Source organism: Devosia sp. LC5, from assembly GCF_000735585.1.
Lineage (GTDB): Bacteria > Pseudomonadota > Alphaproteobacteria > Rhizobiales > Devosiaceae > Devosia.
Genome location: NZ_JNNO01000002.1, coordinates 86261 through 110227 on the forward strand (window position 1 = coordinate 86261; position 23967 = coordinate 110227).

Consider the following 23967-nt stretch of genomic DNA (forward strand, 5'->3'; position numbering starts at 1 on the left):
GGCGCAATCAACAATGATCGTCTGCAGCGAAGTGCCCTTTCCCGCTGGATTTATGAGGGCAACCTAGAGCCAAATTAAAAGGGCGACAAGCGGTTTTGCCCCCTCTTTCCGCGTTGTTTTGCCGGGGGTTGACGCCCTGGCGCCTGGCAGCGCACAACCCCGGTCAACAGGCGCCCGCAGGCGGCGCAGATCGATGCATTACGGAGGCCGCTCATGAGCGCCAAGGCTTATCTTTCCATCAGTCCCGAAGTGAAGGCCGCGCTCAAGGCCGGCAAGGCCGTGGTGGCGCTGGAATCCACCATTATCACCCATGGCATGCCCTATCCGCAGAACCTGGAAATGGCGCGGAATGTGGAGGCGGTGGTGCGGGCGCATGGCGCGGTGCCGGCCACGATCGCCATCATGGATGGACGGTTCTGCGTGGGTGTTTCGGGAGAAGACCTGGAGCGGCTGGCGCTGGAAGGCGGCAAGGCTGCCAAAGCAAGCCGGCGCGATGTGTCTTCGCTATTGGTCAAGGGCGCTATCGCCGGCACGACCGTTGCCACCACGATGCAGATTGCGGCGCTGGCGGGGGTACATGTGTTTGCCACGGGCGGCATTGGCGGGGTGCATCGCGGGGCCGAGGACACGTTCGATATTTCGGCCGACCTTGAGGAACTCAGCCGCACGCCGGTGGCGGTGATCTGCGCTGGGGCCAAGTCGATCCTGGATATCGCCAAGACGCTCGAAGTGCTCGAGACCAATGGCGTGCCGGTGATCGGCTATGGCACCGATGAATTCCCCGCCTTCTGGGCGCGCAAGAGCGGGCACAAGGTCGATCACCGTTTCGACAATGCCGGGGATATTGCCAAGGTGGTGGGTATGCAGGCCGATCTGGGCATGGGCGGCGTATTGATCGCCAATCCGATCCCCGAAGCGGACGAGCTGGATGCAGCCTCCATTGAGGCGCGGATCGCCGAGGCAATCCGGGCAGCGGAGGCCGAAGGCGTGAGCCGCAAGGAATTGACGCCATTCCTGCTCAAGCGGATTTTCGAATTGACCGAGGGCAAGTCGCTGGTGGCCAATATCGCGCTGGTCGAGAACAATGCCAAGGTCGCCGCGCAGATCGCGGTGGCGCTGGCGGCGCGTGAAGTGCCGCAGCCGGGCCTACGCCGCGCATGAGTGCAAAAGTCCTCGTCGTCGGGGATGTGATGACCGATATCATCGTGGTGCCCGAGGGCCCGATCGTCAAAGGATCGGACCGGCGGGCGCAGGTGCGTCACCGACCTGGCGGGTCGGGCGCCAATCAGGCGGTGTGGCTGGGCGCCATGGGTGCCGATGTGGCGTTCGCCGCGCGGGTGGGTGCCGACGATCTTGCCCGGCTTGAGGATTATTTCCGCGGTCGGGGCGTTGTGCCCATGCTGGCGGCGGATGCCGATCTGCCCTCGGGCGTATTGGTGACCATGGTCGATCCGGATGGGGAGCGCAGTTTCCTTACCGACCGGGGGGCCAATCTCAATCTCTCCTCCGACGATCTGCCGGCCACGCTGCTCGATGGCGTCGGCATGGTCATGGTGTCGGGCTACAGCTTTTTTGCCGAGCGGCCGCGGCTGGCGGTGCAGGGTCTGTTGGCAGAGGCCAAGGCGCGGGGGATTGCAGTGGCGATCGATCCGGCGTCGGAGGGGTTTCTGGCCGAGGTGGGCGTCGAGCGGTTTATCGAATGGACCTCTGGCGCTGATTGGCTATTTGCCAATGAGGATGAGGCCGCGGCGCTGTGCGGGTCGAGAGGGTTCGAAGCCTGTGTAGTAGCGCTGGGCGCGCATTACCAGCGGGTGGTGCTCAAACGCGGGCGGCACGGGGCGGCTTTGGGCGGGCGCAATGGGGTGGAGCTGACGCTGCCGGCGCAGGTGGTCGAGATGGTGGATTCGACGGGGGCGGGGGATGCCTTTGCGGCCGGGTTCGTCGCGGCGCTAATGGCCGGAGATGACATGGCCGAAGCGATGGGCAAGGCTATCGCGGCGGGGGCAAAAGCGGGGCAGTCGATTGGGGGCCAGCCCAGCTGAGAAGCCGCCTTGTTTGAGTCGCAATCGGCATGGCAAAACTGTGCATGAGCGCGCCGGGAGCGGCGGCTTGAGGGAATTGAGGAGCTTGAATTTGATGAAGCGGTTTCTGATCGGGGCGAGCCTTGCGGGAATGCTGGCGGCGACGCCGGCGCTGGCCGATGGCAAGATCTATGTGCAGCTGCCCGATCTATCGGGAATTACCGGCACGCAGGCAGAGGAATTTCTGCATCAGGTGGTGCTGGCCAATATCGTGTCGTCCAATTGCGTGGGCTATGAGGTGAGCGAAGAGGATTGGTCGCTGCTGACCGATTCCGCCGATATTCTGAGCCATCAGATGGGGCTGACCACCGACCAATATGTGCAGACCTACGAAACCCCGGCCTTCAATGCGCTGGATGAAGCGGGTACCTGCGAGACAGAAGGACCCAATGTGGAGCCGATTCTGGAACGGCTGGTCGAACTGGGTGGCTCGCGCGAGGCGCTGCCGGATCAGGACGCCGCCTATATCGAATGGCGCGCGTTGCAGGATTATTGGGATGCGGGCGGGACCGGCATGCCGCCAGCTGCCGCTCCCATCAGCAAGTCCAAGACCAAATGAGCTTCATCGCCCCCCTTCTCGTCGTGCTGGTGGCGCTGGTCCATATCTACATTCTCGTGCTCGAAATGTTCTTGTGGACCAAGCCGCAGGGTCGCAAGGCCTTTGGCACCACGGCGGAATTTGCGGGGCAGACCAAAGTGCTCGCGGCCAATCAGGGGCTGTATAACGGTTTTCTGGCCGCGGGACTGATCTGGGGTCTGCTGCAGCCCGAGCCGGGCTTCGGCTGGCAGATCCAGCTGTTCTTTTTGGCCTGCGTGGCGGTGGCGGGGCTGTATGGTGCGGCGAGCGTGGGGCCGAAAATTCTACTGGTGCAGACCGTGCCGGCGGTGCTGGCGATCCTGGCGTTGGTCTTTTTGTGAGGCCGGGGCTGGGAAATCTGTGATTGTGGGGTCACGCCCTGAATGCTCCACGTGATCTAAACATTGTTGAACTGGATTTCTGATGGCCTCCGAATTGACTGAACTGCTGCTGGCTGCCCGCCGTTCCGGTGTGGCGGTCGATCCGCTGGACCCGGCCTTGGTGCCGGCCAGTGCCGAGGCGGCCTATGCGGTGCAGAACGAGATCGTCGCGGCGCTTGGCCCGGTCGGGGCCTGGAAAGTGACACCCAAGCCGGCCGATGGGCCATGCTTTGCCGCGCCGATCCTCAAATCGGGTGTCTATCAATCGGGGGCGGTGCTCAAGACGGCCGATCTGCCGGGGATCGGCATCGAGGTTGAGGTGGCCGTGACCATCGGCCAGGACCTGCCGGGCAAGCCGGGCGGCTATGGGCCAGACGACATCAAGGCAGCGCTGGCCAGCATTCACATTGCCATCGAAGTGCTGGCGACCCGCTACAAGGATCGCAAGGCGGCGCCGCAATTGGCGGGCATTGCCGATCTGCAGAGCAGTGGGGCGGTGATCGTCGGCCCGCCGGTTCCGGCTTCAAGCCTGCCCGAATTCGGCCAGCAGGCCATGGCGCTCTTCTATGACGGGACCGAAATCAAGACCACGGCGGGCAATGCCGATACGGACAATGTGCTGGCCGCGCTGGTCTGGCTGGCCGATCATGCGACAGCGCGCGGACTGAAGCTGACGGCGGGGACAGTAGTGATCACCGGGGCGCGGATCGGGCCGGCCGATGTTTCCGCCAAGCTGATCAGCGCCGAAGCGCCGGGACTGGGCCGGGTGGCGTTCAACCTGGTCTAGGCCTAGCGCGTCTGCAGCCGCTCGGCTGCCCGCGTAAAGCCTTCGGTGATCACCGCTTTCATGGCGTCGCGAGCCTCTTGCGGCGCGCCGGCGGCGATGGCTTGGGCAATGCGGCGATGCGAGCGGACGGCGGCTTCGAGCGCGCCGGGCACCATGATGGGCGAGCTGATGGTGAAGGAGGCGGTGAGCGCCAGTTCCACCAAAGCCGAGATCGAGGCCATGAAGGGATTGGCCGAAACCAAAGCCACAGCGCGGTGGAATTGCAGATCGTAGCGGGCAAATTCCTCGGGCGTTTCGGCCGTGCCCATCTGGTCGGCCAGCTCGAGCAGGTCCTGCGCCTGTTCCGGGCTGCGCCGTTCCGCCGCCAAGGCCGCCGCCTCGATTTCGATGCCGATACGCACTTCGGAGAGGCTGCGCAGGAAGGTGACATCAGGCCCCAGTTCGAAATGCCAGGCCAGCACGTCGCTATCGAACAGGTTCCAGCGGCCGCGCGGCAGCACACGGGTGCCGATGCGGGCCCGGGCCTCGATCATGCCCTTGGCGGCGAGACTCTTGAGCGCTTCGCGCAGCACGGTGCGGGAGACGCCGAATTCGGCCAGCAATTCGCTGTCGGCGGGCAGGATGGAGCCTTCGGCATAGCGGCCCGAAACAATGGCCAGGCCCAGCCGCCACATCACATCGGAATGCAGATTGCGCGAGGGCCGGCGGCCGGACAGGGCCGCGATCAATTCGCCCGAATGCCGCGCCACGCTTGCATTGCTGTCTTTCACCGCAAAGGTCTCCGCGACCCGTTCCGGGCCAGAGGTCAAACTAGTCGGGGCGCATTAGTAGTACAATAGCAGGCGCGGCGATGAAGGTGGACAGAAGCGGGGCTGCTGCGCCATGGTCGCGCCCGAATCTTTTCGATCGGAATATTGCCATGACCAGCCAAGCCAGCCTCGACGCCGTTCTCTCCCAGGTGGATGCCGGGCTCGATGAGAGCCTGGAACGGCTCAAGGCGCTGCTGCGTATCAAGTCGATTTCCACCGATCCGGCCTTTGCGGCCGAGTGCCAGCGGGCGGCCGACTGGATCGTGGGGGAATTGAGCGGGCTGGGATTTGACGCGGCCGCGCGGCCGACGCCGGGGCATCCGGTGGTGGTGGCGCATGGGCCGGCAACCGAGGGCCCGCATGTGTTGTTTTATGCCCATTATGACGTGCAGCCGGTCGATCCGCTGAACCTGTGGCATACTGATCCGTTCGAGCCGGTGCTCAAGGACGATGCACAGGGGCGCAAGATCATCGTGGCGCGCGGCGCTTCGGACGACAAGGGCCAGATGATGACCTTTATCGAAGCCTGCCGCGCGTGGAAGGCGGTTACCGGCAGCCTGCCCGTACAGGTTTCGCTCATGCTTGAGGGCGAGGAAGAAAGCGGCGGCAAGAACCTGCCACCCTTCATGGAAGCCAATAAAGCCGAGCTGGCGGCGGCCGATATCGCGCTGGTCTGCGACACCGATATGTGGGACCGCCAGACGCCTTCGGTCACCACCATGCTGCGGGGGCTGGTGGCCGACGAGGTGGAAATCACCTGCGCCAACAAGGACCTGCATTCGGGCATGTTCGGCAATGCGGCGCGCAATCCCAATCAGGTGCTGGCCGAAATTATCGCCAGCCTGCGCGCCCCCGATGGCAGCGTGACCCTGCCGGGCTTTTACGACGACGTGGCCGAGATTTCCCCGGAATTGCGGGCGCAGTGGGACGGGCTGGGCTTTGACGAAAAGGCGTTTCTGGGCGAGGCCGGCCTGTCGCTCAAGGCGGGCGAGCAAAGCCGCAGCGTGCTCGAAATGCTGTGGTCGCGCCCGACCTGCGAAATCAACGGCATGATCGGGGGCTATACCGGGGACGGCTTCAAGACCGTGATCCCCGCCAAGGCCAGCGCCAAGATTTCGTTCCGCCTGGTTTCGGGCATGGACCCGGCCAAGATCCGCGCCGCCTTCCGCAAGCATGTCGAGGAGCGCGTGCCCGCCGATTGCTCGGTCAAATTCACCCCCCATGGCGCTTCGCCCGCCATCACCGTGCCGGCTGATGGCAAATATTTGCAGCAGGCGCTGGCAGCCCTGTCGGGTGAATGGGACAAGCCGGCCGTCATCACCGGCTCAGGCGGCTCGATCCCGGTGGCCGGCGATTTCAAGAAGATCCTGGGCCTCGATACCCTGCTGATCGGCTTCGCCCATGTCGACGACGCGATCCACTCGCCCAACGAGAAATATGACCTTGAGAGCTTCCACCGCGGCATCCGCGCCTGGGTGCGGGTGCTGGCGGGATTTGCGGCGGGGAAGTAGGGGAGCCGGAATGGTGGAGCTGAGCGGGATCGAACCGCTGACCTCGTCATTGCGAACGACGCGCTCTCCCAACTGAGCTACAGCCCCGTTCCGACCCCGTTGATATGGACAATAATCGGGGTTTGGGCAAGGGGGTGGTTTGTCCTTGGTGGCAACGCCTCCGCCTAAACCAGTCCATGTTCCACCAGGCTTTTGCCGGTGGCGATGGCGGCTTGCTGTACGCCGATCAGGGGGCGGCCCAGGCGCGTGGGCGCGCGGTGGGCGTTGAAGCGCTTGGGACTGCCCAGTTCGGCGACATTGTCGCCGATATCGCGGTTGAACAGGCCGACGATGCGCACCAGCCAATCGGGCAGGGTGCGGGTTGGAATGCGGCGGGTTGGGAAGGCGGGTTTGAGGAATTGGCCGAGTTGGGCCATGGAAACGGTTTGTGCCGCCGCGACGCAGCGCTGGCCGCCGGCGGCCGGGTCGGTCATGGCGCCCAGATGGAGGGCGGCGACGTCGCGGACATCGACAATGGCGAGGGAAATGGCCGGCACGGCGGGTAATTTGCCCTCGAGCAGGAGCTGAACCATCATGGCGGAAGTGCCGGGATCCTCGTCGAGCAAGGGGCCCAGGATGGCGGCGGGATTGATGACGGCGAGGTCATCGTGCTGGCCGGCGGCGTCGACCAGCGACCAGGCCTCGCGCTCGGCCAGGGTCTTGGAACGCGGATAGGCGGGGGTCTGCGGGCTATCGAGATTGGTCCAATCCGCTTCGGTCAAGAGGCGTTCGTAATTGGCGTGGCCATATTGCATGGCGGCGATGGAGGAGGTGAGCACGATGCGCTCGACATTGGCGGCCAATGCCGCCGAAATGGCGCGGCGCGTGCCTTCGACGGCCGGGCGGATCAGATCATCGGGGTCCTTGGGAGTGCGCAGCACGAAGGGGGAGGCGGTGTGTTGCAGATAGCGGCAATCGGCCATGGCGGCGTCCCAGCCGTCGTCCTTCAGCAGGTCGAGCGCGACGAATTCGAGCCTGGTGATATCGGCGCCGGCCTTAAGCAGCGTCTGGCGCACCTTGCCGGCCTTGTCTAGACTGCGCACGCTGCCGCGTACAATGTAGCCGGCGGCGAGCAATTGCAGGGCGATATGCCCGCCCAGAAATCCGGATATGCCAGTCAGAAGGACGCGGTCGGACATTGATCTTCTCCAATAGAATTGAACGAAAGATATGTTAATCGTTCAATTCGTTCAAGTGTGGACCGCGAAATGAATCTGCCTATGCCCGATCGGATGGCCGAAAAGCGCCAGCGCATGCTGGTGGCGGCGCGGGACTTGTTCCTGCGCAATGGCTTGCGCGGCACCACGATGGAAGCCATTGCGCGGGCGGCGCATGTGGCCAAGCCGACGCTTTATGCCCAGTTTGCCGACAAGGACGCGGTGTTCAATGCCATTGTCGAGACCTTGGCGGGGGATATCCATCGGGCCATCGACCGCGGGCTGGCGAGCGGGGGCCCGGCATCGGCGCGGATCGGGCGGGCGCTGGCGGACAAATATGGCCTGATGCTGGAGCTACTCGATGGTTCGCCCCATGCCGATGAAATTTATACCGAACAGGCCCGGCAACCGGCGCAATACCAGGCGCTGGACCAGGCGGTGGAAGACAAGTTTACCGCTGTGCTGGACGAAGCGGGACTCGAGCAGCCGCGGGATCTGGCGCGGCTGGTGATCGCGGCGGCGTCGGGGATTGGGCGGAGCTATCGCGACGAGGCGAGCATGCGGGCGGCGATCATGGTGCTGTGTGAGCGGGTGATCTTGGGGTAGGGGGAATGCCCCTCAATGCGCCTCGTGAGCGTCGGCCACGCCGAGCAGCCAATAGCCTGCGGCTTTGACCCATTCTGGGTTGAAGCCGCGTTCGTCGGTCAGGTGAGCGCGCACGGCTTTGCTCATCGAGCTCTCGCCCGCGATATAGGCATAGGCGTCGCCGGGCGGAAATTCGATCTCGCTCACGGTGTCGAGGATCAGGCTCGTGGTGCCGGCGGGCTGGCCATTTCGATGCAGATAATGCAGGACGAGATCGGCCTCGGTCTTGAAATGCTGTTCTTCGGCCAGGCTATCCACCTCGATGACAGCGACGATCTTGGCGCCGGCGGGGAGTTCCTCGATGCGGCGGCCGAGGGCGGGAAGGGCGGTTTCGTCGCCCGCCAGGAGGTACCAGTCAAAGGCAGCGGGAATAACGAGGGAGCCGCGCGGGCCGCCGATGACCAGTTTGTCGCCCAGGGCGACTTTAGCGGCCCAGCTGGAGGCGGGGCCATCGCCATGCAGCACGAAATCGAGCACCAGCGTGCCGGCAGCCACGTCGAAATAGCGCGGGGTATAGTCGCGCATTTCAGGCCGCATGCCCTCGGGGAATTCGGCGCCGCGCTGGCCGATCGGGGCCAGCATAGGGGCCACGCCGTCGGGAAAGAAGAAAGCCTTGATGTGATCGGCGTGACCGTGTGAGGCAAAGCCTTCCATATCGCCCTTGAGCGTGATGCGGCGCATCAGCGGGGTGATGTCGGTGACATCAATCACCTCGAGCAGGCGCATGCGGGTTTCGTGCCGGACGCGTTGCGGGGCGCGAGCATCGGTGAGGCTGGACATGGTGGTCTCGTATATTCCTGAATAAACTAGTCAGGATTTATTCCATGTGCGGGCGGCGATCAAGTCACGTGCTGGAGACCGCAATGGTGCGGCATGTTGGCCTGTGCCATTGTCGCGCCAGTTTGGCTGACTATGTTGGCGGCTTTCACAAAGGCAAGGTTGATCAGATGCGTAGCGTGGTATTCGAGAAATATGGCGTGCCCGAGCAGGTGCTCAAGGTGGGCGAACGGGACAAGCCCGTGCCGGGCGAAGGACAGGCGCTGGTGCGGATGTTGCTGTCCCCGATCCATAACCACGATCTGATGACCGTGGCCGGGCTTTATGGCGTCAAGCCGCCACTGCCCTGGGTGGGCGGTACGGAGGCCGTCGGCGTGGTCGAGGCGCTGGGTGAGGGCGTCAGCAATCTGGTGGTCGGACAGCGCGTGGCCGGCGGGGCGAGCCAGACCTGGGCGGAGTATTATCTGGTCGAGGCGGCGCGGGTCGTGCCGGTGCCCGATGGGGTGAGCGACGAAACGGCGTGCCAGCTGGTGTCGATGCCGCTCAGCTCCAAGATGATCATCGCCTATCTGGGCATCGAGCCTGGGCAATGGATGGTGCAAAATGCCGGCAATGGCGCGGTGGGGAAGCTGGTGGCGCGGTTTGCCGCCGAGCAGGGCATTCATGTGGTGAGCCTGGTGCGGCGCGACGAGACAGTGGCGGAACTGGCGGCTCTGGGCGTGAACAATGTGGTGTCGACCGCGAACGAAGGTTGGCAGGAGCAGGTCAAGGCTTTGACCGGCGGGGCTGATATTGTGCGCGGGCTGGACTCGCTGGGTGGCGATGGGCCCGAGCAGCTATTCGAGGTGATGGAAGATGGCAGCGAATTGGTCAATTTCGGTGCCATGACGGGACGGCCGTTGCGGATCACGCCGGGCTCGCTGCTGTTCCGGCAGATGAAGGTGCGCGGGTTCTGGGGCATGAAGCCCAATCTGCCGGCGGCCGATATCGGGCGCATGCTGGGCGAGCTGGTCACACTCGCGGCCAAGGGGGAGCTGGATCTACCAGTCGATGGCGTGTTCGATCTTGAGCAGGTTGCCGAGGCGGTGAAGGCCAGCGATGAGCCGGGGCGCAAGGGCAAGGTGGTGCTGCGGGGGTAATGGCTAGACGCTCTATGCGTCTCCCCCACCGGGTCATTCCCGCGAAAGCGGGAACCTCTGTTTCGCTATAGCAGAAGAAAACGGAGGTTCCCGCTTTCGCGGGAATGACATTGTGGGGTGGGGAGTTTGAAAGGGAGAACCGCTTCGTAATTGGCCCTGCTCCTACTCAGCCGCCACCGGCTGGTATTCGGCGCTGAGGTTGAATCTGGCGAGCAGTTCCAGCAGCCCCACCATGTTGTCATTGGGCGCCACCAGGCTTTCGAGCGAGACCGGGGCGTCAACGGGAGCGATCTCGAAATGGTAGATACCGTCAGGCTTGGGGAAAGCATTGACGAAACGCGCCAGGACCGCCTTGGATTCGGGGTCGATCTGGCTGTCGGGCCGCGCCTCGATAAGGCCGATGACGGTCTTCTGGGTGTCGGCGATGAAGGGGCGGGGGTCTTCGTCATAGGGCAGGGTGCCTAGGAAGATGGGCGCGATGACGTGGGTAAAGAGGCCGTGATTGTCGAGCGTCACGGTGAGCTTTTCGACATTGCCGCGAGCGTAATCGGTGGGCTCCTCTATGGACGCCGGCATGTCGCGCACATCGCTCAGCTCGGCCTTGAACACGGCGCTGCCAATTGTGGGCATGTGCATGCTGAGATCGTCGAGGTGGAAATCGCCGCTCGTGGCGTCCCAGCGATAGGCCAGGTTCAGCTCGAAGGGGATCTGCTGCATCTCTATGAGATAGGTATTGAGGGGGCTATCGATATCGGGCGAGGTGCGGACGCCACTGACATTCAGCTTGAGCTGGGCCGGACGATTGTGCCCGGCAACGGCGCCGAACAGATCGTCGGCTTCGAGCGTGATGCGGCCAATCGCGAAGCGCGAATAGGAGCTGCCGAAATAGACATTGGTGATGGCGCAGCCGGTAGGCGTGTCTTCGATGTGGCTTTGCTTGTCGCGGTTCAGGATGCCCAGATTGTCGAAAAGGCTGGTGCAATCGGTGGGAACGGGCTCGCTGTCGCCCGGCAGATCCTGGGCAAAGGCGGGGGCGGCGAGCAAGGGCAGCAGCAGAAGCGGGGCGGCAAAACGCATCGGAAAACTCCAGTCGGGCGGGATCAGATCAGGCCCAGCATCTTGTCCTGCAATTGGCGCAGGGCGAAGAGGCGGGTGGATGTGTCGGGCTGGCTGTTGGCGGTGGTGAGCAACTCGCCTTTTTTGACAGGCGCCGTGACCTTGCCGCCTTCGAGCAGGCCGACGGGGACGGCCTTTTTGGCGCGGGCATCGCCCACCGTCATGGTGAAGGAGCGGTAGCAGGTTTCACCGATAGCGTCATAGGTCTCGCCCACGGCCAGATCGCGCTTGGCGACGGCGCAGACTTCGGCGACGGGATTGGGCAGGGGCACCATGTCGGGCTTACCGTGCAGCATGATGCGTGCGGCGGTGAGCGGGACTTCAAGGCTGGTCAGGTGATAGGGGCGGAAGAAGGCGTAATAGGGCCCATGGCCGATATGGAGGTCATCCATGCGCTCGATGATGCGGGGATGCTCGGGTTTGACGATGACGAAGACGCCGGGGGCTACGCCTTTGCCGACGGTGAAATCCACCACGCCGCTTCTGTTGAGAATGCCGCCATCCGCCTTGGGGATGAGTACCTTGGCCATATCGTCGCGGTCGGCGGCGGGGCCATGCATGCCCGGAACGTCGGGGACGAGGCCCGTCGCATTGGCGATGGCGCACATTTCGACCATGGTCTTGGACCCATCGACGAATTCGACCAGCATGCGCGGGTTCATGTTGCGGCGCTCGGCTTCTTCCCGATAATCGTCGGGTACGGCGTCATGCTTGAGCGGATTATTCTTGCCCTTGCCGGCGGCGACAATGGGCAGGCCGAGGGCGGAGACGAATTCGATCAGTTCCATGCAGGAGCTGGGCTCATCCCCGGCGCCGACGGAATAGACGACGCCGAGCCGGTCGGCCTGGGCCTTGAGATAGGGGCCGATGGTGACGTCGGCCTCGACATTCATCATCACCAGATGCTTGCCATGTTCCATGGCGAGCAGGTCGTAATCGGCGGCGACGCCGGGCTTGCCGGTGGCATCGATGACCACATCGATATTGGGGGTGGTGACCAGGGTTTCGGCCGAGGTGATGGCGATCTTGCCCGCTTCGATGGCGGCGGTGGCCTGGGCGGGGCTGTCGGCGAGCTTGCCCTTGCTGTCTTCGCCATAGGCGATGGTCATGGCGTGCAGCGCGGTATGGGGGCGGCGAGTGGCGATGGCCGCCATCTCGATGCCAGTCATCAGGCTCATCTGGGTCACCAGATCGGTGCCCATTTCGCCCGAGCCGATGACGCCGACGCGGATCGGCTTGCCGGTTTGGGCGCGGGCGGCGAGGTCTCGGGCCAGCCCGGTGAGGGCGATATTGGTGGTCATGGCAGTTCCAGAACAGGTTTACCCGATGGGTTATCCCCCTCCTTGCCCATCCCGCAAGGGCTCCAATGCCGCATTACGCCAGAAACGGGCGGGAACCGCGGATCCGCTTAGCACTTCTTAAACCGTTCCAAGGGAGACTGCGCATCGGAGAATTGCTCCGGGGGCAGTCAATCATCATGGTCAGCAAGGCCAAGAAAACCGTCGCTTTGCCAGCGGTCGTGGACCTGGATTCGCTCGATGCGATCCGGGACGGGCTGCTTGATGCCGTGGAGGATGGCTCCGTGGCCGTTGCCGCCGACGGCGTACAGCGGGTGTCGACCAATGCTCTCTTCATGCTGATCAGCGCCGCCGGGACCGCCCAGCGCAACAATTTCGATTTTACCATTTTGCAGCCGAGCGCGGCCATGACCGCAGCGATCGAGCGCCTGGGCCTTGGCGCCCAGTTCAAGGGGATGATGAGATAATGACGGCTTTGCGGGTTCTGACGGTCGACGATTCGCGCACGATTCTGGCCATGCTGCACCACACCCTCAGCAATGCGGGGTTTGAGGTGCTGCAGGCCGAGGATGGCAAGCAGGGGCTCGACCTGCTCAAGACCCAGGATTTCGACGTCATCATCACCGATATCAATATGCCGGTGATGGATGGCATCGAATTCATCCGCCATGTGCGCGCCACCGGCCAGCACCAGAGCCTGCCCATCCTGATCCTGACCACCGAAACCAGCCAGGACAAGCGCGACCAGGGCAAGGCCGCGGGCGGCACGGGCTGGATCGTCAAGCCATTCGACCCCGAAAAGCTGATCAGCGTCATCCATCGCGTCGTCCACTAGTTTTATAAGCCGAGAACCCAGAAGGGTTGAATAAGCGCAGATGAGCGATCTCGACGACTTCAAGGCCACCTATTTTGACGAATGTTCCGAGCTTCTGACCGAGCTCGAGGAGCAATTCGCCGCCATCGAAGCGGGCGAGCGCGATGCCGACCGGCTCAATGCCGTGTTCCGCGCCATCCATTCGATCAAGGGCGGGGCCGGGGCCTTCGGCTTTTCGGCGCTGGTGGGCTTTGCCCATGCCTATGAAACGCTGCTCGATTATGTGCGCGACGGCCGCATCGAGATGAGCGACGATGTCGTAACGCTGTGCATCCGCGCCAATGATATCGTGGCCGATCACGTCAAGGCGGTGCAGACCGGGGACGCGCTGCCGGCCGATTATGGCATGGACGAAAAGGTGCGTTTCGACACGCTGGCACGGGGCGACGCAGCCGAGGACGACGAGGGCGGCGAACCGCTCGACGAATTCGACATCGAGTTCGTCCCGGTCATGGTCAATTTCGACGCTGTTGCTGATGTGGACGAGGACCCAGCGAACGACGCGTTCGATGCGCCGCCGATGACGGCCGAGCCCGGGCATTGGGAAATCAATTTCAGGCCGCATCAGGCGCTTTACGCGCGGGCCAATGACCCGCTGCTGCTGTTCCGCGAACTGGCGGCTTTGGGTGAGATGAGCGTGCGCGCCATTGTCGGCGACATTCCCCCGCTGTCGGATTTCGAGCCGTTCGCGGTCTATTGCTCGTGGGAGATTACCTTGATCGCGCCCGCGCTGACCGAGGCGATGATCCGCGAAGTGTTCGAATTCGTCGATGGCGATTGCGATATTTCGGTGTTGCAGCTGGGCGCCGATCTGGCGTTCGACATTCCCGAAGCGGCACCGGCAGCGGCACCTGTAGCCGAGCCGGGCCTTTCCGACCTGTTGGCACTGGCCGATGACGAGGTCGAGGCTTTGCTCGATTTCGCGCTGGAGGCTCCGGCCGCCGCCCCGCCGGTCGCGGCTGAGGACCCAGCCGGGGAAGCGCCGGCGCTCAGTTTTGCCGCGCTGGCCGAAACGATCAAGCCGAGCGCGCCGGCCGTTGCGCGGCGGGCGCCTGAAGTGCTCAAGCCAGTGGCCCCTGCCGCCGACCCTGACGATACGGGCGCCCGCAGCGTCGGCGTGCAGTCGATCCGCGTCGATCTCGACAAGGTCGATCGCGTGGTCAACATGGTGGGCGAGCTGGTTATCACCCAATCCATGCTGACCCAGCAGATGGATGAGACCTTGCGCGCCCGCTACACCGAATTGGTGCGCGGGCTCGAAGTATTGGCCCAGACCACGCGGGGATTGCAGGATTCGGTGATGGCGATCCGCGCTCAGCCGGTCAAATCGGTGTTTTCCCGCATGCCGCGCCTGGTGCGCGAGCTGGCGCAGAAGACCGGCAAGAAGATCAAGCTCGAGACCATTGGCGAGAACACCGAAATCGACAAGACGGTGATCGAGCAGCTCAGCGATCCGCTGACCCATATGGTGCGCAATTCGGCCGATCATGGCATCGAGACGCCCGACAAGCGCGCGGCGCGCGGCAAGGGGGAAATCGGTACGATCCGGCTCAGCGCCGAACAGGCCGGCGGCAATATCCTGATCATCGTCGAGGACGATGGCGGCGGCATCAATCGCGAGCGCGTACTGGCTGTGGCGCGCGACAAGGGGATTGTCGCGCCCGACGTTAATCCGAGCGACGAGCAGATCGATCAATTGATCTTTGCGCCCGGCTTTTCGACAGCCAGCGAAGTCAGCGACATTTCCGGCCGTGGCGTGGGCATGGATGTGGTGCTGAGCAATATCAAGAAGATTGGCGGCTCGGTGCATGTCCGCAGCTGGACGGGCAAGGGCACACGGATGACGCTGCGCCTGCCGCTGACGCTGGCCGTGCTCGATGTGATGCTGGTCAAGGTGGGGGACTCGCCCTATGTGGTGCCGCTCTCCTCAATCGTAGAAACCATCCAGTGTTCGCGTGCCGCCTTCGAGCGGGTGCCGAGCGGGGGCAAGGTGCTGCAGGTGCGGGGCGAATATGTGCAGGTCATTGATCTGGCCGAACGCTTTGCGCTCAATACCGAGACCGAGGCGGAGAACCGCTTCGTCGTGCTGTGCGAGGCCGAGGGCAGCCACAAGGTGGCGCTGATCGTCGATGACATTATCGGCCAGCAGCAGGTGGTGATCAAATCGCTGGAAGAAAATTTTGAACGGGTCGACGGCATTGCCGGCGGCACGATCCTGGGCGACGGCAATGTCGCTCTGATCGTGGACGTGCAGGGGCTCAAGACCACTTTGATGCATAAGACCGCGGCCTAGGCTGCCTGGAAACTGTCAGTACTGCGTGGCCGCCCAGAAGGACGGCAGAAAGGCAAAGAAGAATGGAAGCGCTCGGGCTTCGGGACGATATCGGCGACAAGACCCTGGCCGCTCACAATAGCCTGCAATTGATCGCCTTCTCGATCGGTGAGCAGACCTATGGGGTGGAAATCACCACGGTGCGCGAAATCCGCGCCTGGAACGGGGCGACGCCCCTGCCCAATACCCGCGAATTCGTGCGCGGCGTGATCAACCTGCGCGGCACGATCGTGCCGATCTTCGACCTGCGCGCCCGCTTCGGCGATGGCCAGACCTCGCCCACCAAGAACCATGTCGTGGTGGTGATGAGCGTGGGTGACAAATGGGTCGGCATCCTGGTCGATGCGGTCAGCGACATCCTCACCGTCTCGCGCGACGACATCCACAATGTGCCCGAGGGCAATTCGATCGACACCGAATTGCTCAACGGCATCGTGACCCATGACAGCCGCATGGTTGGGCTGATCGACCTGCATGCGGTGGTCAGTGGCGCCAAGATGGACGCTTGAGGGAGCCATCGCCCTCATGCCGGCCTGAGAGAATAGCAATCGGTCTGGGGACCGAACTCGATATGCAAAAGGGCGCCATATGGCGCCCTTTTTGTTGCTGCGCGCTGAGCACCAGGGCGCCAACAACTCACACGGCTTCGAGGGACCTGGCGGCGACTTTCTTGCTGGCTGGCGCAGCGGTCTGCCACCAATCGCCCAGGGCGTCGATCAGGGGGATCAGCTTGAGGCCGGTTTCGGTGAGGTCGTATTCGACGCGCAGCGGATAGCCTTCAAACATTGTGCGGCGTGCAATGCCGGCCTTTTCCAGCTTGCGCAATTCCAGCGTCAGCATGCGGTGGGAAATGCTCGGATTGTCGCGCTGCAGATCGCTGAAGCGCTTGGTGCCGTCCTTGAGATAATAGAGCAGCAGCGTGGGCCAGCGCCCGCTGAGCACGCGCATGACATCCTCGATGGGGCAGGCGGAAACGAGGTCTTTCATCGGGCGGGCTCCGGCGTGGTTACAAAAACATGCGTAATTTACTTAAGCGCGGCAATGCCTAAGTTCCAGTTCCGCTGGCCAGCGTGACCCCAAATCACGGAGAAAAAATTGGAACCGATCCTTGTTTATGGCTTCCCGGCGGGAAGCTCGATGGGGCTTGTCGCGGCGCTGGAATGGCTGGGGCAACCCTATCGCCTCAGCCGCGTCGACATGCTGGGCGAAATGCGCGAGCCCTCCTATGCCCGTATCAATGCACGGCATGAAACCCCCGCTCTCATCACCGATGCGGGGCGGCCCCTGACCGAGACCATGGCGATTGCCGCCTGGCTCGAAGCCCGCGACAGCGCGCGGCGCATCAGCTTTGAGCCGCGTTCGCCTGAGGCCGATCGCATGCATCAGTTGATGGCCTTCATCAATACCGGCTTTACCGGCGCCTTCACCCCGCTCTGGGCGGCGCTGGAAATGGAAAATCCCGATCCGGAGCTGCAGGAAAATCTGCGCCGCTTTGGCCGGGAGCTGGTGATCAACCGGCATGACAGGCTCGAGGCGATGATCGGGGATAGCTCCTTCCTCGTCGGAGATCGCCCGAGCCTGGCCGATGGCGTGTTGATTGGCGTCGTGCGCTGGCTGGACTATCACGGTGTTGCCGAGCCGGAACGCTGGCCAAAGCTCGCCGCCCTGCGCCGGCGCATCGAAGCCGAGCCGGCCGTGATCTACGCGACCGCCATTGAAAATGGCGAGCATCCGGCCGGCTCCGGCGCCAATCTGGGGCAGGTGCCATTGGCCGAGGTGATCGAGCGTTTCGGCGCCTGAAACAAAAAGAGCGCCCGCGGGCGCTCTTTCGCATTGCGCCAATGCGCCGCGCCGGCTTGCGCGAGCGCGCTGTCGGTGCTTAACGGTCGGCCTTGATTTCAGGTCGCGCGTTCGGGCGGGCCGCAGCGCGCAGGTTACTTTTCCATGATCCGTCTCGACAGCATCGGCAAGCAGAATGGCAAGCAGATCGTCTTCATTGACGCCTCCGCCACGCTGCTGCGGGGTGAAAAGGTCGGGCTGGTCGGGCCCAATGGCGCGGGCAAGACGACGCTGTTCCGCATGATCACCGGCGAGGAACAGCCCGATGAAGGCCAGGTCTCGGCCGATCGGGGCATCACTATCGGCTATTTCAGCCAGGATGTCGGGGAGATGAGTGGCCGCCCGGTGGTGGCCGAGGTGATGGATGGGGCCGGGCCGGTCAGTGCGCTTATCAGCGAAATGCGGGCGCTCGAAGCCGATATGGGCGATCCGGACAAGGCCGATGCGATGGATGCCATTATCGAGCGCTATGGCGAGGTGCAGCACCAGTTCGAGGAACTGGACGGCTATTCGCTTGATGGGCGGGCGCGCGAAGTGCTCGATGGCCTGGGGTTTAGCCAGGAGATGATGGATGGCGACGTGGGCGCGCTCAGCGGCGGCTGGAAGATGCGCGTGGCCCTGGCCCGCATCCTGCTGCTGCGGCCCGACGCCTTGCTGCTGGACGAGCCGAGCAACCATCTGGATCTGGAAAGCCTGATCTGGCTCGAAAAATTCCTGCAGAATTATCCCGGCGCCTTGTTCATGACCAGCCATGACCGCGAATTCATGAACCGCATCTGCACCAAGATCATCGAGATCGATGCCGGCGCGCTGACAAGCTATTCGGGCAATTACGAATTCTACCAGCAGCAGCGCGCGATTGCCGAAAAGAACCAGCAGGCGCAGTTCGAACGCCAGCAGGCCATGCTGGCCAAGGAACTCGACTTCATCGCCCGCTTCAAGGCGCGGGCCAGCCATGCCGCGCAGGTGCAGAGCCGGGTCAAGAAGCTCGACAAGATCGACCGCGTCGAGCCGCCCAAGCGTCGCCAGGTGGTGGATTTCGAATTCCGCCCTGCGCCGCGCTCGGGCGAGGACGTGGCCCTGCTCAAGGGCGTGTCGAAAAGCTATGGCAGCCGCACCATCTATGACGGGCTCGATTTCCATGTCCGGCGGCGTGAGCGCTGGTGCATTATGGGTGTCAATGGTGCCGGCAAATCGACGCTGCTCAAGCTGGTGACCGGCACGGCCGAGCCCGACCAGGGCAGTGTGTCGCGCGGGCCATCGGTCAAGATGGCCTATTTCGCCCAGCATGCCATGGATGTGCTCGATGGCGAGCTGACGGTGTTCCAGCAGCTGGAAAGCTCATTCCCGCAGGCGGGCCAGGCGCCGCTACGGGCGCTGGCCGGATGCTTCGGCTTTTCGGGCGACGAGATCGAGAAGAAGTGCCGGGTGCTCTCGGGCGGCGAGAAGGCGCGGCTGGTGATGGCGATGATGCTGTTCGATCCACCGAACTTCCTGGTGCTGGACGAGCCGACAAACCATCTCGATATCGCAACCAAGGAAATGCTGATCACCGCGCTCAGCGCCTATGAGGGCACGATGCTGTTCGTCAGCCATGACCGGCATTTCCTCGCGGCTCTATCCAACCGCGTGCTGGAGCTGACGCCGGAGGGCGTGCATGTCTATGGCGGGGGCTATACCGAATATGTGCAGAGCGCCGGGCAGGAAGCGCCGGGCTTGCGCAGCTAAGAACCAATCGCCATTCAGCAGGCCTGAGCCGAATATCGATCGGTTCTGTCGCGACAGCCACAAACGGAAAAGGCGCCTTGCGGCGCCTGATTGTCAGTCTTTCTGATGGGTTCAGAACAGTTCGGCGTCGCCATGGCTCTGGTGGGCAGCGATGCCGGAAAGGGCGGGGACGCGCAGTTCGTCCAGCGTCAGGCTTTCCCAGATTTCGTCATAGACACTATCGGGCGCGGTGGGCGGCAGCAGCGCGAACTGGCGGACGGCGAGCGCCATATTGTGGCAGCGTTGCTCGATGCGGTCCTGGCCCTGCAAGGCCGTGACGATCATCTGCATCGCCTGCTTGATCGCGGGATGGTTCTTGAGGTCATTGGCGGCCAGCAGGTCGAGTGCTTCGGTAATGCCCTCCAGCATGGATGCGGTTTGGCGCGCAGTCTCGTCCAACTCACGCGCGAGTTTTTGAAGTGACATTATCGAATGAACCCTACCCTGATGCCGGCACCCTAGCCCAATCTTTCTAAAGCTCTTCTTGCTGAAATTGCGAAGAGCGGGGGCTCAGGGGCACGTGGTTAGCGATTGGCTAACGAGTTCTGCGCCAGTATGGCGGCAAGAGGCGCCCAGCGGATTTTGACCACCTATTATGTCCATGACCAGTTCCCTGCCGCCTGAATTTGACCGCGGCGTGGTCACCACCGTGCATCAGGGCGATTGCCATGTGTCCGCCGCGGCCGACCTGACCTATTCCACCGTATTGGGCTCCTGCATCTCGGCCTGTGTGCGCGACCGTGTCGCCCAGGTGGGGGGCATGAACCATTTCCTGCTGGCCGAGCAATCGGGCGCCGCGCGCGACCGCTATGGCGCCTCGGCCCGCTATGGCGCCTTTGCCATGGAACAGTTGATCAACAAGGTGCTGGGCCTGGGCAGCGGCAAAAAGGCCAATCTCGAAATCAAGGTGTTCGGTGGCGGCAAGATCAATTCGGCGCTGGACGATGTGGGCGCCAAGAATATCGAGTTCGTGCGCCAGTTCCTCCACGATGAAGGCTATGTGCTGGCCGGCCAGGATGTGGGCGGCAATTATGCGCGGCGCGTGCTGTTCAAGCCGCATTCGGGGCGGGCCTTCGTCAAACGGCTCGATAGTGACATGGGCGCCAATGTGGCGCGCGAGGAAATCGCCATTGCCAAGCGGCGCGTGGTGGTGCGGCCGCCGGCGGACGATATCGAATTGTTCTAGGAGTTTACCTCCGCTCAACTTGGCTTAGCGAAGTGTTATACACGTAGGCGGCCATAGAGATTTGATTAACCATTTCGGCGTTAGGGTTTTTCATGTTGAAACCCCTTCGGCTGATTTGCGGAACACGCGCCTCATGCACACATTGCGCCTGGCGCTGATTGCTGGCGGGCTGTGGCTGGCGGCCTTTGCTGCCGCGCTTGGCCTGTTGCCATTTCTGGGGTGGAGCCTTGCCTGGTTCGGTGCCAGCGTGGTGGCGGCCGGGCTGGCCTTTGCCGGCACGGTGCTGGCGGTGGCCATGGCGGCGCAGCGCGAACAGGCCATGCTGGGCGCCATCGCGCTGGCGGCAGGGCTCACCGAGCGCCCACGGGGGCCATTGGCCATTACCGACATTGTGGAAAAGATGAACCGGCGGCTGGAGGCGGCACATCATTTCAAGAGCGGGATCGCGGCGCTGCAGCAATGCGCTCTGGTGGCCGACGATGCCGGAGGCATTGTCGTGGCCAGCGCGGGGCTGCGGGCTTTGGCGCCAGAGGCTGTGCCGGGCGGCACGCTGGATGGACTATTCGGCAGCGGCTATCTCAAATCGGGCGGCGGGGCCCCCGAACAGGGGATGGTGGCGCTGGGCACCAAACGGTTCGAGGTGATGCGCCGGCCGGTTGCGGCCGGGCGGTTCCTGCTCGAGCTGATCCCGGCCGGTTGCTATATCGAAGACGATGATCTGGATGCCTATGCCGCCGCCATGGCGGCCGGGCAGACCGGTTTCCGTTTCGAGGCCGATGCCGCAGCGCGCAATCGGGCGCTGGCCAGCCTCAATCGGGGCATTGAGGCGGTGGATGAAGGCCTGGAGCAGATCGATCGCGTGCTGGCGGGCGATAGCGGTCCAATGGGCGTGGGCGCGCTGGGCCGGCAGGCGCGCGAATTGGCCGATTTCCTTGCGGCGATGGAAGCCCAACTGGCCGATGCGGTGGAAGCGCGCGCGATGCTGGAGGGCAAGCTGGGCGCCGTGGCCCGGTTGATCGGCGCCTTCGAAAATCGCGCCGCCCGCTTTGCCGGCTTTGCCAGCGGCGCGGCCGATGATCTGGACACGGGCGGGCAGGCGCTGCAGCGCGGAGGAGAATTGGTGCGGCGGGCTCGCGCGACCGAGCGCGATGCGCGGGCGCTGGCGGGCGAGGCGGAGCTGGCGGCCGGGCGCACCCATGCCGCGGTCGGCGATATCGACCAGATGACTGCCGAAATCGCCAAAATGATCGGTGCCATCGAGGATGTTTCGTTCCGCATCAATCTTCTGGCGCTCAATGCGGCGGTCGAAGCGGCGCGGGCGGGGGAGAAGGGCGCGGGCTTTGCCGTGGTGGCCGATGAAGTGCGCATGCTGGCGCAATTGACCAACAAGTCGGCCATGGAAATCCGCAGCGTGGTCAGCCGCGGCCGGGGCCAGGCCGAGACCGGTCTGGCCCATGCCCAGTCGCTGCAAAAAGTCATTGCGGCGCTGGGCGGGCATTTACGCAATCTAAGCAATGAAACCGATACGATCACCGCAACTCTGGATGACGGGGAGACCGCGATCAAGCGGCTGGCCGGGCGGATGGAGGCGTTTGACGCGGTGCGGGAGCAGGATGCCATCCCCAGCCAGCGGCTGATCGCATAACAGGCAGGCCAGAATGGCTGGCTTATTGGGGGAACGTCTTCATGGATCACGGGGAAATATCCCTCAGCGAACGGGAGTTTTCGCGGATCAAAAGCCGCGTCTATGCGGTGGCCGGCATTTCCCTCAGCGATGCCAAGCGGACATTGGTCATTTCCCGCCTCTCCAAGATCGTGCGCGGATTGGGCCTGGCCAGTTTTGACGCCTATGTCGACCTGCTTGAGCGGGGCGGCACGGCACAGGACAGCCAGAATTTCGTCAATGCGCTGACCACCAATCTCACCCGCTTCTATCGCGAGGACCACCATTTCGAGCATTTGCGCAGCCATGTCGGCGGGCTGATCGCCCACAGGCCGCGCGGCACACGCCTGCGCATCTGGTCGGCGGGCTGCTCGACGGGGCAGGAGCCCTATACGATCGGGCTGGACCTGCTGGCGGCGTTTCCCGAACTCAAGCGCTGGGATTTCAAGATCCTGGCCACCGATATCGATACAGCGGTGATCGCCAAGGCGGCGCGCGGTCTTTATCCCGATAGTGAATTGAGCGGGCTGACGCCTGAGCGGCAGCGCCTGTTCGAGCGGGGCGAGGGTGGCGGCCTGCAAATTCCGGCTTCGGCGCGCGAACTGGTGTCGTTCAAGCCGCTGAACCTGATCGGTCCCTGGCCGATGAAGGGGCCGTTCGACGCGATTTTCTGCCGGAATGTGGCGATCTATTTCGACAAGCCGACCCAGGGCGAAATGTTCGGCCGGCTGGGCAAGATGCTGGCGCCCGAGGCGTTCCTTTATATCGGGCATTCGGAAAATCTGGGCGCGGGCGGCGGCGATTTCCGGCTGGTCGGCAAGACGATTTATCAATCGCGGCTCGCATTGGGCAAAAGGGAGGCGGCATGAGTATCAAGGTTCTGGTCGTCGACGATTCCGCGCTGATCCGCGAAGTGTTGACCCGCATGCTGTCGCGTGACGGCGATATCGACGTGGTGGGCACCGCCACCGATCCGATCGACGCGCGCGAAAAGATCAAGGCGCTCAATCCCGATGTGGTGACGCTCGATATCGAAATGCCCAATATGAATGGGCTGGATTTTCTCGACCGGCTGATGCGGCTGCGGCCCACCCCGGTGGTGATGGTTTCGACGCTGACCAAGAAGGGCGCCAGCGAAACTCTACTGGCGCTCGAACTGGGCGCGGTGGATTTTGTCGCCAAGCCGAGCGCTGAATATGAGGGCGGTATCGAAGCCTTTGGCGCCGGGCTGCGCGACAAGATCCGCGCCGCTGCGCGTTCGGATGTGCGCGGCCGGGCCGGCCGGATCGAAGCGCCCAAAGTGGCGATCAAGACGGCGGCGGCGCCGGCCGGCGCACTCATCGCCATCGGCGCATCGACCGGCGGGGTCGAGGCGATCCGGGCCGTGCTGGTGGATATGCCGCTCGATTGCCCGCCCATCGTCATCGCCCAGCATATGCCGGCGGGTTTTACCACCCGCTTTGCCGCGCGGCTCGACGAACTCTGTGCCATCAAGGTGGTGGAAGCGCAGGATCGCATGCCGCTGCTGCCCGGTCATGCCTATGTGGCGCGGGGCGGATTGCATTTGCGGGTCGAGCGGTCCTCCGGCCAGCTCAAATGCCGGTTGGGCGAGGATGGGCTGGAAAGCGGGCATCGGCCCAGTGTCGATGTGCTGTTCGAATCCGTCGCCAAGGCCGTCGGGCCCATGGCGGTGGGCGCAATCCTGACCGGCATGGGGCGCGACGGGGCGCGCGGGCTCAAGCTGATGCGCGACGCGGGCGCCTATACATTGGGGCAGAACCAGGCTTCGGCACTGGTCTATGGCATGCCGCGCGTGGCGTTCGAGGAAGGCGCGGTGGTCGAACAGGCCCCGATCGAAACGATGGCGGGGCGTCTCGCCCATGCATTGGTCAGGCTCAAGACCGCCGCATAGGGACAAAGCGCAGGAAGCGATTGAGGGATTTGTAACGCTTCTTCTCTAAGTGTTTTCAGTCAGTTCGGGAGTGGCCCC

At 63.6% G+C, this 23967-nt stretch carries 25 protein-coding genes and 1 tRNA gene; 18 read left to right on the top strand and 8 right to left on the bottom strand.

What is annotated here, in order from left to right; all coding sequences use genetic code 11:
- Positions 1 to 213 precede the first annotated feature (213 nt).
- The 5 genes from FF80_RS02055 (at position 214) to FF80_RS02075 (ending at position 3825) form a co-directional block, all read left to right on the top strand.
- The gene (locus FF80_RS02055) at positions 214 to 1161 is read left to right on the top strand and encodes a pseudouridine-5'-phosphate glycosidase (protein ID WP_035097177.1); all 948 of its coding nucleotides are present in this window, start codon (positions 214 to 216) and stop codon (positions 1159 to 1161) included.
- On the top strand, positions 1158 to 2042 hold the full coding sequence (locus FF80_RS02060) for a sugar kinase (RefSeq protein ID WP_035097179.1): 885 nt from the start codon (positions 1158 to 1160) through the stop codon (positions 2040 to 2042). Before FF80_RS02055 ends, FF80_RS02060 begins: the two co-directional genes overlap by 4 nt.
- Before the next feature lie 94 nt (positions 2043 to 2136).
- The gene (locus tag FF80_RS02065; RefSeq protein ID WP_052153074.1) at positions 2137 to 2640 is read left to right on the top strand and encodes a hypothetical protein; all 504 of its coding nucleotides are present in this window, start codon (positions 2137 to 2139) and stop codon (positions 2638 to 2640) included.
- Positions 2637 to 2999, top strand: coding sequence for a DUF1304 domain-containing protein (locus FF80_RS02070; protein WP_035097181.1), 363 nt, complete (start codon positions 2637 to 2639; stop codon positions 2997 to 2999). Before FF80_RS02065 ends, FF80_RS02070 begins: the two co-directional genes overlap by 4 nt.
- Before the next feature lie 82 nt (positions 3000 to 3081).
- Positions 3082 to 3825, top strand: a complete 744-nt coding sequence (locus tag FF80_RS02075; RefSeq protein ID WP_035097182.1) for a fumarylacetoacetate hydrolase family protein — start codon at positions 3082 to 3084, stop codon at positions 3823 to 3825.
- Positions 3826 to 3827: 2 nt separating this feature from the next.
- Here FF80_RS02075 and FF80_RS02080 read toward each other — a convergent pair whose 3' ends face one another.
- Positions 3828 to 4595: a FadR/GntR family transcriptional regulator gene (locus tag FF80_RS02080; protein ID WP_244445681.1), complete on the bottom strand. Its 768-nt coding sequence runs from the start codon at positions 4593 to 4595 to the stop codon at positions 3828 to 3830.
- A 149-nt stretch (positions 4596 to 4744) separates the two neighbouring features.
- On the opposite strand from FF80_RS02080, the gene FF80_RS02085 reads away from it, so the two are divergent.
- The gene (locus FF80_RS02085) at positions 4745 to 6145 is read left to right on the top strand and encodes a M20/M25/M40 family metallo-hydrolase (protein ID WP_035097248.1); all 1401 of its coding nucleotides are present in this window, start codon (positions 4745 to 4747) and stop codon (positions 6143 to 6145) included.
- An 11-nt stretch (positions 6146 to 6156) separates the two neighbouring features.
- Here the strand turns inward: FF80_RS02085 and FF80_RS02090 are convergent.
- Positions 6157 to 6232, bottom strand: a tRNA-Ala gene (locus tag FF80_RS02090).
- Between the two features lie 77 nt (positions 6233 to 6309).
- Positions 6310 to 7323: an aldehyde reductase gene (locus FF80_RS02095; RefSeq protein ID WP_035097183.1), complete on the bottom strand. Its 1014-nt coding sequence runs from the start codon at positions 7321 to 7323 to the stop codon at positions 6310 to 6312.
- A 69-nt stretch (positions 7324 to 7392) separates the two neighbouring features.
- Here FF80_RS02095 and FF80_RS20790 point away from each other — a divergent pair, with 69 nt between their 5' ends.
- Positions 7393 to 7947 (top strand): TetR/AcrR family transcriptional regulator, encoded by a 555-nt coding sequence (locus FF80_RS20790; RefSeq protein WP_052153075.1) that lies wholly within the window; start codon positions 7393 to 7395, stop codon positions 7945 to 7947.
- A gap of 12 nt (positions 7948 to 7959) precedes the next feature.
- Here the strand turns inward: FF80_RS20790 and FF80_RS02105 are convergent, their stop codons facing one another.
- Positions 7960 to 8766 (bottom strand): siderophore-interacting protein, encoded by an 807-nt coding sequence (locus FF80_RS02105; protein WP_035097185.1) that lies wholly within the window; start codon positions 8764 to 8766, stop codon positions 7960 to 7962.
- A gap of 167 nt (positions 8767 to 8933) precedes the next feature.
- Here FF80_RS02105 and FF80_RS02110 point away from each other — a divergent pair, with 167 nt between their 5' ends.
- On the top strand, positions 8934 to 9902 hold the full coding sequence (locus FF80_RS02110) for a zinc-binding dehydrogenase (protein ID WP_035097250.1): 969 nt from the start codon (positions 8934 to 8936) through the stop codon (positions 9900 to 9902).
- A gap of 162 nt (positions 9903 to 10064) precedes the next feature.
- Here the strand turns inward: FF80_RS02110 and FF80_RS02115 are convergent, their stop codons facing one another.
- Positions 10065 to 10979 carry a hypothetical protein gene (locus FF80_RS02115; RefSeq protein ID WP_035097186.1) on the bottom strand — a complete coding sequence of 305 codons (915 nt, stop codon included), beginning with the start codon at positions 10977 to 10979 and terminating at the stop codon, positions 10065 to 10067.
- A 23-nt stretch (positions 10980 to 11002) separates the two neighbouring features.
- Complete coding sequence (locus FF80_RS02120) at positions 11003 to 12319, bottom strand: NAD(P)H-dependent oxidoreductase (RefSeq protein WP_035097187.1); 1317 nt, start codon at positions 12317 to 12319, stop codon at positions 11003 to 11005.
- 176 nt (positions 12320 to 12495) lie between these two features.
- On the opposite strand from FF80_RS02120, the gene FF80_RS02125 reads away from it, so the two are divergent.
- The 4 genes from FF80_RS02125 to FF80_RS02140 all read left to right on the top strand — a co-directional run bounded on the left by FF80_RS02125 (position 12496) and on the right by FF80_RS02140 (position 16031).
- Complete coding sequence (locus FF80_RS02125) at positions 12496 to 12783, top strand: STAS domain-containing protein (RefSeq protein WP_035097189.1); 288 nt, start codon at positions 12496 to 12498, stop codon at positions 12781 to 12783.
- Positions 12783 to 13151, top strand: a complete 369-nt coding sequence (locus FF80_RS02130) for a response regulator (protein WP_035097191.1) — start codon at positions 12783 to 12785, stop codon at positions 13149 to 13151. Before FF80_RS02125 ends, FF80_RS02130 begins: the two co-directional genes overlap by 1 nt.
- A 40-nt stretch (positions 13152 to 13191) precedes the next feature.
- The gene (locus tag FF80_RS02135; protein WP_035097192.1) at positions 13192 to 15483 is read left to right on the top strand and encodes a chemotaxis protein CheA; all 2292 of its coding nucleotides are present in this window, start codon (positions 13192 to 13194) and stop codon (positions 15481 to 15483) included.
- Positions 15484 to 15545: 62 nt separating this feature from the next.
- Positions 15546 to 16031, top strand: coding sequence for a chemotaxis protein CheW (locus FF80_RS02140; RefSeq protein ID WP_052153076.1), 486 nt, complete (start codon positions 15546 to 15548; stop codon positions 16029 to 16031).
- 127 nt (positions 16032 to 16158) lie between these two features.
- On the opposite strand, the gene FF80_RS02145 is transcribed toward FF80_RS02140, so the two are convergent.
- The gene (locus FF80_RS02145) at positions 16159 to 16509 is read right to left on the bottom strand and encodes a helix-turn-helix domain-containing protein (RefSeq protein ID WP_035097193.1); all 351 of its coding nucleotides are present in this window, start codon (positions 16507 to 16509) and stop codon (positions 16159 to 16161) included.
- Between the two features lie 108 nt (positions 16510 to 16617).
- Here FF80_RS02145 and FF80_RS02150 point away from each other — a divergent pair, with 108 nt between their 5' ends.
- Both FF80_RS02150 and FF80_RS02155 read left to right on the top strand, forming a co-directional pair.
- On the top strand, positions 16618 to 17322 hold the full coding sequence (locus tag FF80_RS02150) for a glutathione S-transferase family protein (RefSeq protein ID WP_035097195.1): 705 nt from the start codon (positions 16618 to 16620) through the stop codon (positions 17320 to 17322).
- Between the two features lie 144 nt (positions 17323 to 17466).
- Complete coding sequence (locus tag FF80_RS02155; RefSeq protein WP_035097196.1) at positions 17467 to 19089, top strand: ABC-F family ATP-binding cassette domain-containing protein; 1623 nt, start codon at positions 17467 to 17469, stop codon at positions 19087 to 19089.
- Between the two features lie 111 nt (positions 19090 to 19200).
- Here the strand turns inward: FF80_RS02155 and FF80_RS02160 are convergent, their stop codons facing one another.
- On the bottom strand, positions 19201 to 19554 hold the full coding sequence (locus FF80_RS02160; RefSeq protein ID WP_152558229.1) for a hypothetical protein: 354 nt from the start codon (positions 19552 to 19554) through the stop codon (positions 19201 to 19203).
- Positions 19555 to 19723: 169 nt separating this feature from the next.
- On the opposite strand from FF80_RS02160, the gene FF80_RS02165 reads away from it, so the two are divergent.
- The 4 genes from FF80_RS02165 (at position 19724) to FF80_RS02180 (ending at position 23889) form a co-directional block, all read left to right on the top strand.
- Positions 19724 to 20314, top strand: coding sequence for a hypothetical protein (locus tag FF80_RS02165; protein ID WP_052153077.1), 591 nt, complete (start codon positions 19724 to 19726; stop codon positions 20312 to 20314).
- A 133-nt stretch (positions 20315 to 20447) separates the two neighbouring features.
- Positions 20448 to 21959: a methyl-accepting chemotaxis protein gene (locus tag FF80_RS02170; protein WP_035097198.1), complete on the top strand. Its 1512-nt coding sequence runs from the start codon at positions 20448 to 20450 to the stop codon at positions 21957 to 21959.
- Between the two features lie 41 nt (positions 21960 to 22000).
- Entirely contained in the window at positions 22001 to 22846 is an 846-nt protein-coding gene (locus FF80_RS02175; protein WP_035097199.1) for a protein-glutamate O-methyltransferase CheR, read from the top strand.
- Complete coding sequence (locus tag FF80_RS02180) at positions 22843 to 23889, top strand: chemotaxis response regulator protein-glutamate methylesterase (protein ID WP_035097200.1); 1047 nt, start codon at positions 22843 to 22845, stop codon at positions 23887 to 23889. Before FF80_RS02175 ends, FF80_RS02180 begins: the two co-directional genes overlap by 4 nt.
- The last annotated feature ends 78 nt before the right edge of the window (positions 23890 to 23967 follow it).

What these genes read in the sequence shown, in the direction of transcription:
- FF80_RS02115 (WP_035097186.1), bottom strand. Translation starts at nt 10,979, where the DNA reads ATGCGTTTTGCCGCCCCGCTTCTGCTGCTGCCCTTGCTCGCCGCCCCC.
- FF80_RS02075 (WP_035097182.1), top strand. Translation starts at nt 3,082, where the DNA reads ATGGCCTCCGAATTGACTGAACTGCTGCTGGCTGCCCGCCGTTCCGGT.
- FF80_RS02175 (WP_035097199.1), top strand. Translation starts at nt 22,001, where the DNA reads ATGGATCACGGGGAAATATCCCTCAGCGAACGGGAGTTTTCGCGGATC.
- FF80_RS02155 (WP_035097196.1), top strand. Translation starts at nt 17,467, where the DNA reads ATGATCCGTCTCGACAGCATCGGCAAGCAGAATGGCAAGCAGATCGTC.
- FF80_RS02070 (WP_035097181.1), top strand. Translation starts at nt 2,637, where the DNA reads ATGAGCTTCATCGCCCCCCTTCTCGTCGTGCTGGTGGCGCTGGTCCAT.
- FF80_RS02145 (WP_035097193.1), bottom strand. Translation starts at nt 16,509, where the DNA reads ATGAAAGACCTCGTTTCCGCCTGCCCCATCGAGGATGTCATGCGCGTG.
- FF80_RS02180 (WP_035097200.1), top strand. Translation starts at nt 22,843, where the DNA reads ATGAGTATCAAGGTTCTGGTCGTCGACGATTCCGCGCTGATCCGCGAA.
- FF80_RS02110 (WP_035097250.1), top strand. Translation starts at nt 8,934, where the DNA reads ATGCGTAGCGTGGTATTCGAGAAATATGGCGTGCCCGAGCAGGTGCTC.
- FF80_RS02170 (WP_035097198.1), top strand. Translation starts at nt 20,448, where the DNA reads ATGCACACATTGCGCCTGGCGCTGATTGCTGGCGGGCTGTGGCTGGCG.
- FF80_RS02120 (WP_035097187.1), bottom strand. Translation starts at nt 12,319, where the DNA reads ATGACCACCAATATCGCCCTCACCGGGCTGGCCCGAGACCTCGCCGCC.
- FF80_RS02085 (WP_035097248.1), top strand. Translation starts at nt 4,745, where the DNA reads ATGACCAGCCAAGCCAGCCTCGACGCCGTTCTCTCCCAGGTGGATGCC.
- FF80_RS02125 (WP_035097189.1), top strand. Translation starts at nt 12,496, where the DNA reads ATGGTCAGCAAGGCCAAGAAAACCGTCGCTTTGCCAGCGGTCGTGGAC.
- FF80_RS20790 (WP_052153075.1), top strand. Translation starts at nt 7,393, where the DNA reads ATGAATCTGCCTATGCCCGATCGGATGGCCGAAAAGCGCCAGCGCATG.
- FF80_RS02060 (WP_035097179.1), top strand. Translation starts at nt 1,158, where the DNA reads ATGAGTGCAAAAGTCCTCGTCGTCGGGGATGTGATGACCGATATCATC.
- FF80_RS02065 (WP_052153074.1), top strand. Translation starts at nt 2,137, where the DNA reads ATGAAGCGGTTTCTGATCGGGGCGAGCCTTGCGGGAATGCTGGCGGCG.
- FF80_RS02135 (WP_035097192.1), top strand. Translation starts at nt 13,192, where the DNA reads ATGAGCGATCTCGACGACTTCAAGGCCACCTATTTTGACGAATGTTCC.
- FF80_RS02140 (WP_052153076.1), top strand. Translation starts at nt 15,546, where the DNA reads ATGGAAGCGCTCGGGCTTCGGGACGATATCGGCGACAAGACCCTGGCC.
- FF80_RS02055 (WP_035097177.1), top strand. Translation starts at nt 214, where the DNA reads ATGAGCGCCAAGGCTTATCTTTCCATCAGTCCCGAAGTGAAGGCCGCG.
- FF80_RS02165 (WP_052153077.1), top strand. Translation starts at nt 19,724, where the DNA reads ATGTCCATGACCAGTTCCCTGCCGCCTGAATTTGACCGCGGCGTGGTC.
- FF80_RS02095 (WP_035097183.1), bottom strand. Translation starts at nt 7,323, where the DNA reads ATGTCCGACCGCGTCCTTCTGACTGGCATATCCGGATTTCTGGGCGGG.
- FF80_RS02105 (WP_035097185.1), bottom strand. Translation starts at nt 8,766, where the DNA reads ATGTCCAGCCTCACCGATGCTCGCGCCCCGCAACGCGTCCGGCACGAA.
- FF80_RS02160 (WP_152558229.1), bottom strand. Translation starts at nt 19,554, where the DNA reads ATGTCACTTCAAAAACTCGCGCGTGAGTTGGACGAGACTGCGCGCCAA.
- FF80_RS02130 (WP_035097191.1), top strand. Translation starts at nt 12,783, where the DNA reads ATGACGGCTTTGCGGGTTCTGACGGTCGACGATTCGCGCACGATTCTG.